Source organism: Arthrobacter sp. efr-133-R2A-63 (genome assembly GCF_030209795.1).
In the GTDB taxonomy this organism is placed as follows: domain Bacteria; phylum Actinomycetota; class Actinomycetes; order Actinomycetales; family Micrococcaceae; genus Arthrobacter; species Arthrobacter bambusae_A.
In genome coordinates this window covers 32860-45491 of the sequence record NZ_JARVRG010000026.1, presented here as the reverse complement: position 1 = coordinate 45491, position 12632 = coordinate 32860, and the positions used below count along the sequence as shown (strand labels likewise).

Sequence of the window (12632 nt, the reverse complement as noted above, 5' to 3'; positions counted from 1 at the left end):
TCCCTGGGTGTATCGTCAGGAGCTAGGAGCCATTTCGGCTCTGCTCTAAGGGAGCGATCATGGCTGACAAATCACCTCGCCAAGCTGCATCGAAAAAATCCGGCAAATCCATCAAAGAAAAGCGCGCGGACAAGAGGGCTTCTGAGTCCTCCGCCACCACCGTGGCCAAGCCGGCAACCGGCAACAAAAAGTGAGCGGCCATACAGGCGCCATGACCCTCGGCATCCTCTCGTCATCGCGGAAGCCGGACGAGCGCCGGCTGCCTGTCCATCCCCTGCATCTGGAGCGCATTGCCCCGGAGCTCCGGCAACACATCCGGCTCGAGCGCGGGTACGGCGAGCGCTTCGGCTTTTCGGACAGCCAACTTGAGCCGCTGGTCGGTGGCATGGCAAGCCGTGAAGAACTGATTTCGAATTCGGATGTTATTCTCCTGCCCAAACCGCAACCGGAAGACCTCGCCGACCTCCGGGACGGCCAGGTCCTCTGGGGTTGGCCGCACTGCGTGCAGGACCGGGCCATCACCCAGCTCGCGATCGACAAAAAGCTGACCCTGATCGCCTTCGAGGCGATGAACCACTGGGCGAGCGACGGCGGCTTCGGACTCCACGTTTTCCATAAGAACAACGAACTTGCGGGCTACTGTTCCGTCATCCATGCACTTGCCCTGACGGGTTCGACGGGTGACTACGGGAGGCGGCTGAGCGCCGTCGTGATTGGTTTCGGCGCCACGGCGCGTGGCGCGGTCACCGCCCTGAACGCCCACGGCATCCACGACGTCCAGGTGCTGACCAACCGCGGCGTTGCTGCGGTCGGTTCCCCCATCCACTCGGTGCGCATAGTGCAGTTCGATCACGACCAGAACGCCCCTTTCCTGAGCGAGGTCATCACCGACCGTGGCCGCCTGCCACTGGCACCGTTCCTCGCCGCGAGCGACATCGTGGTCAACTGCACGCTGCAGGACCCGAACTCGCCGCTGACGTACCTGCGGACCGAGGACCTGGACGCGTTCCAGCCGGGCAGCTTGATTGTCGACGTCTCCTGCGACGAAGGCATGGGTTTCAGTTGGGCGCGGACCACGACGTTCGCCGAGCCCATGTTCACGGTGGGGGACCACATCAACTACTACGCGGTTGACCACAGCCCGTCCTACTTGTGGAATTCGTCCAGCTGGGAGATCAGCGAAGCGCTCCTGCCGTTCCTCGAAACGGTCATTTCGGGCCCCGAGGCCTGGGCCGCCAATGAGACGATCTCCCGGGCCATCGAAATCCGGGACGGCATCATCCGCAACCCGGACGTGCTGCAGTTCCAGGGGCGCGCAGCGGACTATCCGCACCTTGTGGCGTAGTGGACTTGTAGCCTCGGAATGCGGCTGATCCGGGCGCCTGGCAGGCGCCCGGCCCGGCCGGGTTCGGCGTTACGCCGACTGCGGGACGATCCGCACCATCCGCCGTCGGTCCCGGACATCCACTTTGACCCGCAACTCGGACTTCCGGGCGAGCACGACGGCGACTGTCGCCGCTGCGAGCGCCGGCACCCCGCCTGACACCAACAGCGCTGCGTGCGGATTCAGGTGCTCGGCAAGCCAGCCCATCATGGGTCCGCCGATGGCTTGGCCACCGATGAGCACCATGATGTAGAGGCTCATGACGCGGCCGCGGATGCTCATATTGGCGCTGACCTGGACCAACTGGTTGGCGGCCGTCAGGAACATGAGGCACCAGAATCCGGAAAGAACCATCGCAGCGGCCAGCCACACCATGGATGGGGCCAACGCCGCCAGGCACAGCATCAAGCCATACATCCCGGCGCACAGCACCACTGAGCGCAGGCGCAATTGCCGGCGGCGGGCGGAGGTGATTGCCCCGGCGAGCGCGCCAAGGGCAACCATGGCGTTGAGCAAGCCGTAGCCGCCCGCGCCCGCATGGTAGACGTTGTCCGCAAAGGCGGCGAGAAGCACAGGCAGGCTCATCGCGAAGACCGCTACAAAGCCGGCCATGAGCCACGGCCAGTAGATGGTGGGCTTGCTGAGGGCGTATCGCAGGCCCTCCTGCAGCATTCCCTTGCGTTTTGGCACAGGCGTGCTGACATAAAGTTCGTTCTTGCGCAGCATCAGGAGCATGGTCACGGTGGAGCAGCAGGCAACCGCGTTCGCGGCGAAAGCCCACCCCGCGCCCACTGCGGTCAGCAGCACGCCGGCCAGGGCGGGACCAATCAGTCCGCCCAGTTGGAACGTGGTGGAGTTGACGCTGATTGCGTTGCGGAGGTATTTCGGTCCCACAAGCTCGTTGACGAAGACCTGCCGGGCGGGCTGGTCGAGGACCGTCACCAGGCCCAGGACAAAGGCGATCACATAAACGTGCCACACCTCGATGTGCTGGCTCAGGGCCAAGACGGCAAGGATGGCCGCCAAGGAGGCCGCGACGCTTTGGCACAAGATGAGGATGCGCCGCTTGGCGAAGCGGTCCGCCATCATTCCGCCCCATGGGCCCAGGAACAGCGACGGCGTGAACTGCAATGCCACGGTTATTCCGACTGCGGTGACGGATCCGGAGAGCTGGAGTACCAACCAGTCCTGCGCAATCCTCTGCATCCAGAGCGCGATGACGGCCACGAAATGGCCCATGGCGAAGATCCGGAAGTTGGGTACTTTGAGGGAAATGAAGGTGTGCCGCCAGGGGAGCCGTTCACTGACGACGGCGATCGGCTGGGTAACCGTGTCCGGGTCGGCAGCGTGCGGAATTCGGCTGCTTGCGGCGAGCGAATCGATGGTGGGCTGGCTGACGTTTGCCGCTGCGGGCGGTGGGGGTGCCACAAGTAGTCCTTGGATAGGCGTTTCGCTGGGATGCCTTTAACGCTAGGGTTGGCCGCGGTGATTATGGAAGTGAATTGGCTGTATAACTAGCATTGCGAAATGCAATACACCCGCGTGAGTAGTGGTGGACATACCTATTCAAGGAGCTCCGTGTTCGAACCCGTGCAGCTGCGGTCCTTCCTGGCCGTGGCCGAGACTTTGAGTTTCACGAAGGCAGCCGAGCGCCTCGGCCTCGCCCAGCCCACGGTCAGCCAGCACGTAAGAAAGCTGGAGACGGCGGCCAAACGAGCGCTCGTAGCGCGCGACACCCGGGATGTCCGGCTCACGGACAATGGCGATGCGATGGCAGGCTTTGCCCGCAACATCCTCTCCGCGCACGATTCCGCAGCCAGGTACTTTTCCGGCTCCGCGATGCGTGGCCGGCTGCGGTTCGGCACCGCCGACGATCTCGCCATCACGGGCTTGCCCCGGATCCTCCGCGAGTTCCGGCAGCTGTATCCCCAGATCAACCTGGAACTCACCGTCAGCCAGAGCGACCAGCTCTACAAACGCGTCAATGCGGGCCAGTTGGATCTCGTGTTCGTGAAGTGGGTGGGCGAGGCGAAGGACGGCACCGTGGTCCGCCACGACAAGTTCGCCTGGGTGGGCGTCGAACAGACGGCGCTGGACCCGGCCAGCCCCGTGGCGCTGATTTGCTATCCGGCCCCGAGCGTCAGCCGGAAACTGGCTATCGACGCGCTGGAGGCCATGGGCCGCACGTGGCGGGTCACCTGCTCCACCCGGCAGATCGCCGGCGTCCTGGCAGCGGTGCGCGCTGGCATCGGCGTCGCGGTGATGCCGTCGTCGCTGGTTCCCGAGGACCTCACGGTGATCACCAAGCGCTTCGACCTCCCGCCGGTGGGTGACGTGGACTTCACCTTGATCCGCAACCCTTTGGCGAACGCCGAGGTAGTGGACGCACTGACGCAGGCGATCATCGGCAGAACGCTCAACAAGCAGGCGTAGCTAGCTCCCGTGCGGCGAGGAGGACGGTTTGGACGATCGTCTTGCGGCGCCGCTCCGCCCTGCTTGACCCCTTGCTACCGGCCATGAGGCCATCCAGTTCCGGCAGTACCGGCCAGGCGTCACACAACGCAATGATGGTGAGCATCAGATCGGCCGCATCTTCCCTGGACGTCCCCGGGATGGCCCGGATGACACCATCAACCTTGTTCCTGCAGTTCGCGGCCCGGTCCGGACGGTTGACCACATATTCCCCCCGTTCCAACCCCTCCCAAAACAGCAGCCTCGGAAGGGTGGCATCTTGGTGGTGATGGTCGAACAGGCGTCCGGCGTAATCGGCCAAGGCTTCGGGACCATCGCCCTCGATGCGGACTTCGTCCACTACTTTGCTGAGCTGGGATGCGATCACCGCGTCGAAGAGAAGATCTTTCTTGCCGAAGTACTGGTAGATGCGTTCCTTGTTGACTCCGGCCGCAGCCGCGATGCGGTCCACCCTGGCGCCGGCTAGTCCGAATTGGCAAAACTCGGCGGTCGCTGCCTCAAGGAGGAGTCGTTTGGTCCGCTCGGTATCCCATGCCATGTGTCCACCTTAACAGATTCCAACCAAGTAGTTGCAGTTTTTGGCGGTGAGGTCTAGTCTGAACTCACGCCGAAAGCAACCAATTAGTTGGAGAATCCCATGAGCACCCAGATCCCCGTTGCCGCCCCCGCGGACAGCGCCGCGGTTGCGGCGGTTGCCGAGCCCGCTCCGCACTCCGCGCACCCTGTGCACCTGCCTTCCGTGCACACGCGTGCAGTGATCACGTGGCTGGCCATTTTCCCCCTCGTCGCGATCGGCATGACGATCCTCGCTCCGATCACGGAGTCATGGCACCCCGCGCTGCGCGCCCTCGTGCTGACGCTCGTCGTCGTTCCTACCGCCGTCTACCTGGTTGTCCCGAAGCTGCTCGCCGGTTACGGCTCGCTGAAGCGGCGGCAGGCAAGAAAGGCCGCCGCCAAGGCCTAGCCTGTGGCAGGTATCACCCGGCAATCGGGCGGCCACGCGCTAAACTTGTCACGTTATGAACCGCACAATGTTTAAGTCCAAGATCCACCGCGCCACGGTGACCCATGCCGACCTGCACTATGTAGGTTCAGTGACGGTTGACCTGGATCTGCTGGATGCTGCGGATATTCTCCCCGGCGAGCTCGTCTCCATTGTCGACGTGACCAATGGCGCACGCCTCGAGACTTACACGATTGCCGGCGAACGCGGCTCCGGCGTCATTGGCATCAACGGTGCCGCAGCGCACCTGGTGCACGTGGGCGACGTCGTCATCCTCATCACCTATGCGGAGATGACCACCGAAGAGGCCAAGGGCTACCAACCCAAGGTTGTCCATGTGGACAGGGCCAACAAGATCGTCCAGCTCGGCAGTGATCCAGCCGAAGGCATCACTCCGGGCGTCATGCGCCCCCCGCACGCCCTCAACAACGCGAACCTGAACTAACTCCCCTGCCCCGGGGACCCCTTCTTCGCGGTCCACATGGCGGGACATGCCGCCGTCGGGCCTTACAGCCGAATAAAGCTGATTTAGGCTGGGACTGTGAACCCCCGCCGCCCCGCACCCGTCCCCCTCCGGATGCCGTAGTGCTGGGCGTCGTTTCCGGGTTCTTCGTGGTGTGGGCCATCATTCTGGTGGGCATGTTCGTCGGCAAGCGCGGAATCCTGGGAGACAACGCGCGTTCGGTCCTGAGCGCCCTGACTTTCTTCGTCGCAAGTCCCGCGCTGCTCTTTGAAACCCTCGGCAAGGCCCATCTTCGCGACATCTTTGCCGCTCCGCTTCTGGTCACGGCGGTGGGCGCCGTCGTTACCGGCAGCTTGTTCTTCGTCATCGTGAAGTTCTGGCTCAAACGCTCCCTCCCCGAATCGCTGATGTCCTCCATGAGCGCTTCCTTGGCCAACTCCGCGAACCTCGGCATCCCCATCGCCGTGTTTGTCCTGGGCGACGCGAGCTACGTGGCACCGCTGCTGATCTTCCAGCTCGCGTTCTTCACGCCCATGTACCTGATGGCTCTCGATGCCAGCACCAGCGCCCACCGCACCACTCCCCTGCGGTTCGTCTTGATGATCGTGCGGAACCCGATGATCGTGGGATCGGCCCTCGGTTTGGTGGTGGCCGGAACGGGCTGGCAAGTGCCCTCGCTCATCATGGACCCGATCCATTTGATCGGTGGAGCCGCCATTCCCGCGATGCTCATGGCATTCGGGATGAGCCTGAACGGCTCCCGGCCGCTGCAAAAAGACACGGGGCGCCGGACGGATGCGCTCCTGGCCAGCGGCTTCAAGCTCTTTGTCCACCCCACGATGGCCTACCTGTTTGCCCGCTTCGCGCTCGGCCTTGAGGCGCACGCCTTGTTCGCGGTGGTGGTCACGGCCGCCCTGCCCACTGCCCAGAACGTGTTCGTGGCCGCGAGCCGCTACAACACGGGAATCACCGTGGCGAAGGATACTGTCCTGATCACCACCGTGGTGGCCGTCCCGGCAATGATCGCCGTGGCCCTCCTGCTCACCTAGCCCAACTAACTCGCAGTAAGTGTCGTTTTGAGCGCTGAAAACGACACTAAGTGCGAGTCAGTTGGGTCGGCCCGGCTGGTTGGTGTCCTCGCGCCTACTCTTCGTCCACCGAGTCGAGGTACCTGTCCAGGAGTTGCGCGCAGCGGATGAAGCCCAAGTGCGAATATGCTTGCGGGTGGTTTCCCAAGTGGGTCTCGGTGCCCGGGTCGAACTCCTCGGGAAGCAGCCCGGTCGGACCGAAGAGCGCCACGAGCTGGTTGAACAGCTCGAGCGCGTCGTCCAGCCGGCCAACAGCCAGGTACGCCTCAATGAGCCAGGTGGTGCAGATGTGGAACCCGCCCTCCAGACCCGGCAGGCCGTCGTCGTACCTGTACCGGAACACGGTGGGACCCACCCGCAGTTCGCGCTCGACGGCGGTGACGGTGTCCAGGAAGCGCTGGTCGCGGACGTCCAGCAGGCCCGAGAGTCCGATATGCAACACGGCCGCGTCGAGGTCCGGGCTGTCGTAGGCCACGGTGTAGGAGTTCGCGGAATCATCCCAGCCCTCGCGGAGGACTTCCGCGCGGATGATGTTGGCCGTTTCCTCCCACTCGGCCCCGATGGGGCGCCGGAACCGCACCGCCGTCTGCATGGCCCGGTCCAGGGTCACCCAGCACATCACCTTGGTGTAGATGTGGTGCCGTGGCGCCCGCCGGGCTTCCCAGATGCCATGGTCCGCTTCGTGCCAGCGGGCCAGGACGGCCGAGGCCATCTGCTCCATGAGTTTCCAGTGCTCGTCCGGCAACGTGCCGCGGCGCTTGCCGAGGGCCTGGATGAGCCCGGCAATCGGCCCGAAGACATCCAGCTGCACTTGGTGGTCGGCGGCATTCCCGATCCGCACCGGCCGCGAACCGGCGTAACCGGGCAAGCTCTCGATAATGGCCTCCGTAGACAGCGGGGAGCCGGTCACCGAGTACAAGGGATGCAGCCATTCCGGACCGGGAGCGTTCTCCAGGATGCGGCCCAGCCAACGGAGGAACCCGTCTGCTTCCTCGGTGGAACCCAGGTCCACGAGCGCATTGACCGTCATGGAGCCGTCGCGGAGCCAGCAGTAGCGGTAGTCCCAGTTGCGGGTGCCGCCGATCCCCTCCGGCAGCGACGTGGTTGGAGCGGCGAGGACCGCCCCGGTCGGCTCGTGCACCAGTGCTTTCAGGACCAATGCCGAACGCCGCACCAGCGACGGTTTCATGTCGGGCAGTTCCAGCCCGCGGACCCACTGCCGGGACTGGTGCGCGACGGCGGCCCGCCGGGCGAGCTCTCCGGTGGGGTCCGGCGTCGTCGGCTCAGTGTCTCCGCACCTCAGGTTCATGACGACGGGACCGTACGCGAGGCTGACTTCGGCGGTGGCGGTGCCGTGTTTGCCGTCGCTCGTGACCGTGAAGGACACGCCGGGAGCGAAGAGGACGATGGGATCCGAAGTGCCCACAACGTGCAGCTCTTCGCCACGGATTTCCATATTGAACGGGGCGTTGGCGTAGTCCGGCCGCGGTGCGAAAACAATCCGCGCGCTGCCGGTTCCGGACAGGACCCGGACCAGGCTGGTGATGCCGTCCGGGGCGGGCTCAAGGTAGTCCGTGACCGTAACGTCGGCCCAGCGCGTCTCCACGATCATGGTGTTGTCCACATAGCGCTGTCCCAGCACCTTCGACGTCTTGACCGGCTCCACGCTGAAGTGGCCGGCCGGGTCTCCACCAAGGATGTGCGCGAACAAGGATCCGGAATCCGGGAGGGGATGGCTCATCCAGCAGATCTTGGCCTCCGGGGTGAGCAGCGCTGTGGAGGTCCCGTTGCCGATCATCGAATGCCGCTCCAGCCCCACCGCGTCCTCGCCGAACAACCACGCTCGGCGCAGTTCGAACAGGATGGCGAGCACTTTGGCGAAGGCCTCCGGGTCCGGTAAGCGGTAGCGCGCCTTGGTTTCTGCATCGCCAACGTGCAGGCCAAGATCCGGGCCCCGCAAGGTGGCGATCGCGAGCTCGTCGCTCTCCGCATCGCCGGCAAACAGGGCCGCGCTGGCCCCCAACTGTGCACGCAGATGCTCCAGCGCGGCGTCTTTGGAGGGCTCCACGATGGACAAGTCCAGAACGGAGCCGTCCACAATGAAGAACAAGCCCAATTCGCGGGCGATCTGGTGCGCCTCACGCGTCACCCGGGCCACGACGGCGGGAGTGGCCGGCCTGGTGTGGATGGCTACGGCCACGGGCTTGCGCTCGATGCTGATGCCCTTTTCGAAGCCGATCGATTCGTTGAGGGCGGTGGCTGCCTGTTGAAGGACGGCTTCCGTGGCCATCGTGACGCTGTACGCGTAGGTCATGTCGAACTCGGCGCCGTGCGAACCCACCAGGTGGACTTCCGCCGGCAGGCGCGACACTGCGGCAAGGTCCCGCAGCGACCTGCCGGAGATGACGGCCGTGTGCGTGTTCGGCAGCGCCGCCAATGCCCGGAGCGCGACGGCGGCACTCCCCAACGGGAGCGTCTCGGTGGATACGCCTTCCGCGGCACAGAGGGTTCCACCGTAGTTGCAGGCCACCAGGAGCCCCGGGGTGCGGGCCAGCATCCTCAGTTCCGCCAGCAGCTCCGGAGTGATTCCATCGTGGGCGGCCTCGGATTGGACTGCCGTCCGCAGGAGGCCCAGAGGAAGCGACTTTGTCAGCAACGCCGAATCGGCCACGGACAAATTGAGCGGAGTAGCCATGGGGGACGATCCTTCCGGGGTGGATTCGTCCAGTTTCCGCCCGGCTGGTTTCGCCTCCGTGACCCGCGTATTGCCGGGGTGTAACGAGTTTGTTTGGTTACGTTTGGGCGGTGCAGTTCCCTTGCTACACCCGCGTCAGCCCGACGGCTTCTGCCACCAGCTCCACGGAACGCAGGCGCTGCTCCGTGCCCGTGCTCTGGTGGGCAACGATCAGTTCGTCGGCATCGGCGTGGCGGGTGAACTCGTCGAGGTAATCGCGCACCATTTCCGGCGTTCCCACCGCCGAGTACTTCACCAGCTGCGCGATGTGCTGGCCTTGGGGCGAGTCGAGAATAAGGTCCGCTTCGGCGTCGGTGAATTCGCGTCCGCCACCCAGGAAGCGCGAGACGCGGTCCCGCTTGACCTCAAGGAAGAGCCGTTGGGCTTCGGCCGCCGAATCTGCGGCCACGACGTTGACGCCCGCGATCACGTAAGGCTCCTGGAGCTGCTCGGATGGCTTGAACTCGCGGCGGTAGACGGCGACGGCGTCCTGCAGCGCGTTGGGCGCGAAGTGCGAGGCGAAGGCGTAGGGCAGGCCGAGCTGAGCCGCCAAATGCGCCCCGAAGAGCGAGGACCCGAGGATGTAGAGGGGCACGTTGGTGCCCTTGCCCGGCGTCGCTTCGACCCCTTGGATCCGCGTCGGTCCCGTGAGGTACCCCTGCAGTTCCAGGACGTCCTGCGGGAAGGTGTCCGCGGCCATCGGATCGCGACGGAGTGCACGCATCGTGTTCTGGTCACTGCCGGGCGCCCTTCCGAGGCCGAGGTCGATCCGGCCCGGGTGCAGCGTCTCAAGGGTGCCGAACTGCTCCGCGATGGTGAGCGGCGAATGGTTGGGCAGCATGACGCCGCCGGCGCCGAGCCGGATGCTGCTTGTGTTTGCCGCAATGTGGGCAATCAGCACGCTCGTGGCCGAGGACGCGATCGAGCCCATGTTGTGGTGCTCGGCGTACCAGATCCGGCGGTAGCCGAGACGTTCGGCCAGTTGCGCCATCGCGACGCTCCCGGCGAAACTCTCCGCCGCCGTCTGGCCTTTGCCGATGATTGCCAGGTCGAGGATGGAGAGGGGAACAGTCACGTGATGCCGGCCTTTCGAAGGTGGTTTCGTTCGAGGGGCCGGTTTCCCGGCCACTCTTTCGACAACGACGGCGGCGCCCGGGTTATTTCTCCCGCTTGCGTGGGGTCCGTCTCAACTCGTGAAGATGCCGAGATCCCGGCGAAGGTGACGGCCGCATGTCCGAAAGCCACGTCCTCCCCGGCCACGGACTGCACCTCCAGCGCCTGATTGACCGGGGTTTGCCCGTAGCCCACGAAAAATCACCTCACGTGTCCGGCAGTTGTGTGGGAAGCCTACCCCGCGGCTGTTTTGTGACCCTTCGGGACCTCCAATGAAGCCCGGTGAACCCCTGTCTCCCAGCGTTTCAGAGCGCTTTGACCGGGTCTTGTCCCTGCCGGATAGTTGCAGCAACGCACACCATCCATCACTTTCGAAGGGGACTCCATGGCTTTCTCACGCCTCAAAACAGGCACCGCGTTGGCACTCGCCGTAACCACGACTCTCGGCCTGGCCGCGTGCTCGGACCCGGGCGCCTCGGCCGCGCCAGCGCCGTCGTCGGCCTCCGCCGGCAAAACCTTCAACCTGGCTCCCGAGCAGAACCGCTTCCCTGTGCAGGTTTCCCCGGAAGCCGCCGCCCTGGTGCCGGAGTCCGTCAAGGCAGACGGGAAGCTGACCGTCGCGGTGAGTCCCTTCGCTGCGCCGTTGGCCGTCTATGCCACGGACAACAAGACGCCGGTGGGCAACGAGGTGGACATCGCCGTTGCGCTGGCCGAATCGCTGGGACTCAAGGCGGACGTCGTCCCGACGGCGTGGGCGGATTGGCCGTTGGGCGTGGAATCGGGCAAGTACGAGGCGGTCATATCGAATGTCACCGTGACGGAAGAGCGCAAGACCAAGTTCGATTTCGCCAGCTACCGCGAGGACAAACTGGGCTTCTACGCGAAGAGCGACAGCCCCATCACCAAGGTGGACTCGGCTCCGGACGTGGCGGGCAAGCGGATCATTGTGGGCTCAGGCACCAACCAGGAAGCTATCCTGCTGCGCTGGGACGCCGAGAACAAGAAGAACGGATTGAAGCCGGTTGAGTTCCAGTATTACGACGACGACTCGGCCTCCACGCTCGCGCTTCAGTCGGGCCGTGCGGACCTCACGTTCGGACCGAACGCGACCGCGTCCTACAAGTCGCAGACCGATGGCAAGACCAAGAACGTGGGCCTGGTGGACGGCGGGTGGCCGCTCAAGGCGAGCATCGCGGTGACCACGAAGAAGGGCAACGGTTTCGCGGCAGCAGCCCAGGCCGGCCTGAACGCCCTCATCAAGGACGGAACCTACGCCAAGATCCTGGACCGCTGGGGACTCACCGCGGAAGGCATCCAGAAGTCTGAACTGAACCCGCCGGGCCTGCCGAAGAGCTAGGGTTCGCTTCGGGGGTAGCTTACGAATAGCCGCGGCCCCTCACAGCGAAAGGGAATTCCATGGTCCAGCGCCTTGCCATCCTTGATGACTACCAAGCGGTCGCCTACGACTATGCGCCGTGGGCCGAGCTCGCCGACGACGGGGTCGAGGTCTCCGTTTTCACGGAGCCTTTGGCTGACTCGGTGGCCGCCCTCCGCGACTTCGACATCGTCATGGCCATGCGGGAACGGACCACTTTCGACGCCGGGCTCCTCCGGCAGCTGCCGAAGCTGAAGCTCCTGGTCACCACCGGGATGGCCAACGCAGCCATCGATCTGCGCGCGGCCGAGGTGCAGGGCATCACTGTCTGTGGGACGGGCGGCTCACCGGCCGCGGCGCCCGAGCTGACGTGGGCCCTGCTCCTGGCTTTCGCACGCAAGGTGCCGTTCGAGGACCGCCGGCTGCGCGCCGGAAACTGGCAGGGCACCGTGGGTTCCGAACTGTCCGGGAAGACGCTAGGGGTGCTGGGACTCGGCAAGATCGGGAGCAAAATCGCCGGTTACGGCAAAGCCTTCGGCATGGAGGTCATCGCCTGGAGTCCGAACCTCACGGAAGAGACTGCCGCTGCGGCAGGCGCCCGGATGGTGGGCAAGGAGGCACTCTTCCGGGAGGCCGACGTCGTGAGCGTCCACGTACGGTTGTCGGAGCGGTCCCGGGGGCTCGTCGGGGAGGACGAACTGCGGCTCCTCGGCCCGGAAGGCGTCCTGGTGAACACGGCCCGCGGGCCGATCGTGGACGAGGCTGCCCTCCTCCGCGGGCTCAACGAGGGCTGGCTCGGCGGCGCGGCCCTGGACGTGTTCGACGTCGAGCCCCTCCCGGCGGGCCACCCCCTCCTCACGGCGCCCCGCACCGTGCTGACGCCGCACCTGGGTTACGTCACGTCGCAAAGCTACGCGCACTTCTACGGCGAGGCCTTCGAGGACGTCCGCGCGTGGGTGCGGGGGAATCCGGTGCGGGTGCTCATTTCTTGACGCCTCAA

The 12632-nt window shown here is 65.1% G+C and carries 12 protein-coding genes; 8 read left to right on the top strand and 4 right to left on the bottom strand.

What is annotated here, in order from left to right; translation table 11 throughout:
* Nucleotides 1–59 precede the first annotated feature (59 nt).
* Together QRN45_RS14735 and QRN45_RS14730 are read left to right on the top strand one after the other, a co-directional pair.
* Nucleotides 60–194, top strand: coding sequence for a hypothetical protein (locus QRN45_RS14735; protein WP_264637052.1), 135 nt, complete (start codon nt 60–62; stop codon nt 192–194).
* 17 nt (nt 195–211) lie between these two features.
* Nucleotides 212–1345 (top strand): N(5)-(carboxyethyl)ornithine synthase, encoded by a 1134-nt coding sequence (locus QRN45_RS14730; RefSeq protein ID WP_241709385.1) that lies wholly within the window; start codon nt 212–214, stop codon nt 1343–1345.
* Nucleotides 1346–1414: 69 nt separating this feature from the next.
* On the opposite strand, the gene QRN45_RS14725 is transcribed toward QRN45_RS14730, so the two are convergent.
* Nucleotides 1415–2812 (bottom strand): MFS transporter, encoded by a 1398-nt coding sequence (locus tag QRN45_RS14725; protein ID WP_241709384.1) that lies wholly within the window; start codon nt 2810–2812, stop codon nt 1415–1417.
* 150 nt (nt 2813–2962) lie between these two features.
* Here QRN45_RS14725 and QRN45_RS14720 point away from each other — a divergent pair, with 150 nt between their 5' ends.
* Nucleotides 2963–3817: a LysR family transcriptional regulator gene (locus QRN45_RS14720; protein WP_284763831.1), complete on the top strand. Its 855-nt coding sequence runs from the start codon at nt 2963–2965 to the stop codon at nt 3815–3817.
* Here QRN45_RS14720 and QRN45_RS14715 read toward each other — a convergent pair.
* Complete coding sequence (locus QRN45_RS14715) at nt 3801–4394, bottom strand: TetR/AcrR family transcriptional regulator (protein ID WP_241709382.1); 594 nt, start codon at nt 4392–4394, stop codon at nt 3801–3803. The genes QRN45_RS14720 and QRN45_RS14715 overlap by 17 nt on opposite strands.
* Nucleotides 4395–4493: 99 nt before the next feature.
* Between QRN45_RS14715 and QRN45_RS14710 the strand changes: the two genes are divergently transcribed.
* The 3 genes from QRN45_RS14710 (at nt 4494) to QRN45_RS14700 (ending at nt 6371) form a co-directional block, all read left to right on the top strand.
* Complete coding sequence (locus tag QRN45_RS14710) at nt 4494–4820, top strand: putative antibiotic biosynthesis monooxygenase (protein ID WP_241709381.1); 327 nt, start codon at nt 4494–4496, stop codon at nt 4818–4820.
* A 55-nt stretch (nt 4821–4875) separates the two neighbouring features.
* On the top strand, nt 4876–5304 hold the full coding sequence (gene panD, locus QRN45_RS14705; RefSeq protein WP_171983469.1) for an aspartate 1-decarboxylase: 429 nt from the start codon (nt 4876–4878) through the stop codon (nt 5302–5304).
* 140 nt (nt 5305–5444) lie between these two features.
* Nucleotides 5445–6371: an AEC family transporter gene (locus QRN45_RS14700; RefSeq protein ID WP_241709380.1), complete on the top strand. Its 927-nt coding sequence runs from the start codon at nt 5445–5447 to the stop codon at nt 6369–6371.
* 94 nt (nt 6372–6465) lie between these two features.
* On the opposite strand, the gene QRN45_RS14695 is transcribed toward QRN45_RS14700, so the two are convergent.
* Nucleotides 6466–9105, bottom strand: a complete 2640-nt coding sequence (locus QRN45_RS14695; RefSeq protein ID WP_284763829.1) for a trehalase-like domain-containing protein — start codon at nt 9103–9105, stop codon at nt 6466–6468.
* A 124-nt stretch (nt 9106–9229) separates the two neighbouring features.
* Nucleotides 9230–10219, bottom strand: a complete 990-nt coding sequence (locus QRN45_RS14690; protein WP_284763828.1) for an LLM class flavin-dependent oxidoreductase — start codon at nt 10217–10219, stop codon at nt 9230–9232.
* A gap of 423 nt (nt 10220–10642) precedes the next feature.
* Here QRN45_RS14690 and QRN45_RS14685 point away from each other — a divergent pair, with 423 nt between their 5' ends.
* Together QRN45_RS14685 and QRN45_RS14680 are read left to right on the top strand one after the other, a co-directional pair.
* Nucleotides 10643–11614, top strand: coding sequence for an ABC transporter substrate-binding protein (locus tag QRN45_RS14685; protein WP_284763827.1), 972 nt, complete (start codon nt 10643–10645; stop codon nt 11612–11614).
* A 59-nt stretch (nt 11615–11673) separates the two neighbouring features.
* Entirely contained in the window at nt 11674–12624 is a 951-nt protein-coding gene (locus tag QRN45_RS14680) for a D-2-hydroxyacid dehydrogenase family protein (protein ID WP_284763826.1), read from the top strand.
* Nucleotides 12625–12632 lie beyond the last annotated feature (8 nt).

Excerpts from the sequence above, each read along its gene's own strand:
- QRN45_RS14735 (WP_264637052.1), top strand. The coding sequence starts at position 60 with ATGGCTGACAAATCACCTCGCCAAGCTGCATCGAAAAAATCCGGCAAA.
- QRN45_RS14730 (WP_241709385.1), top strand. The coding sequence starts at position 212 with ATGACCCTCGGCATCCTCTCGTCATCGCGGAAGCCGGACGAGCGCCGG.
- QRN45_RS14715 (WP_241709382.1), bottom strand. The coding sequence starts at position 4,394 with ATGGCATGGGATACCGAGCGGACCAAACGACTCCTCCTTGAGGCAGCG.
- QRN45_RS14710 (WP_241709381.1), top strand. The coding sequence starts at position 4,494 with ATGAGCACCCAGATCCCCGTTGCCGCCCCCGCGGACAGCGCCGCGGTT.
- panD (WP_171983469.1), top strand. The coding sequence starts at position 4,876 with ATGAACCGCACAATGTTTAAGTCCAAGATCCACCGCGCCACGGTGACC.
- QRN45_RS14695 (WP_284763829.1), bottom strand. The coding sequence starts at position 9,105 with ATGGCTACTCCGCTCAATTTGTCCGTGGCCGATTCGGCGTTGCTGACA.
- QRN45_RS14685 (WP_284763827.1), top strand. The coding sequence starts at position 10,643 with ATGGCTTTCTCACGCCTCAAAACAGGCACCGCGTTGGCACTCGCCGTA.
- QRN45_RS14680 (WP_284763826.1), top strand. The coding sequence starts at position 11,674 with ATGGTCCAGCGCCTTGCCATCCTTGATGACTACCAAGCGGTCGCCTAC.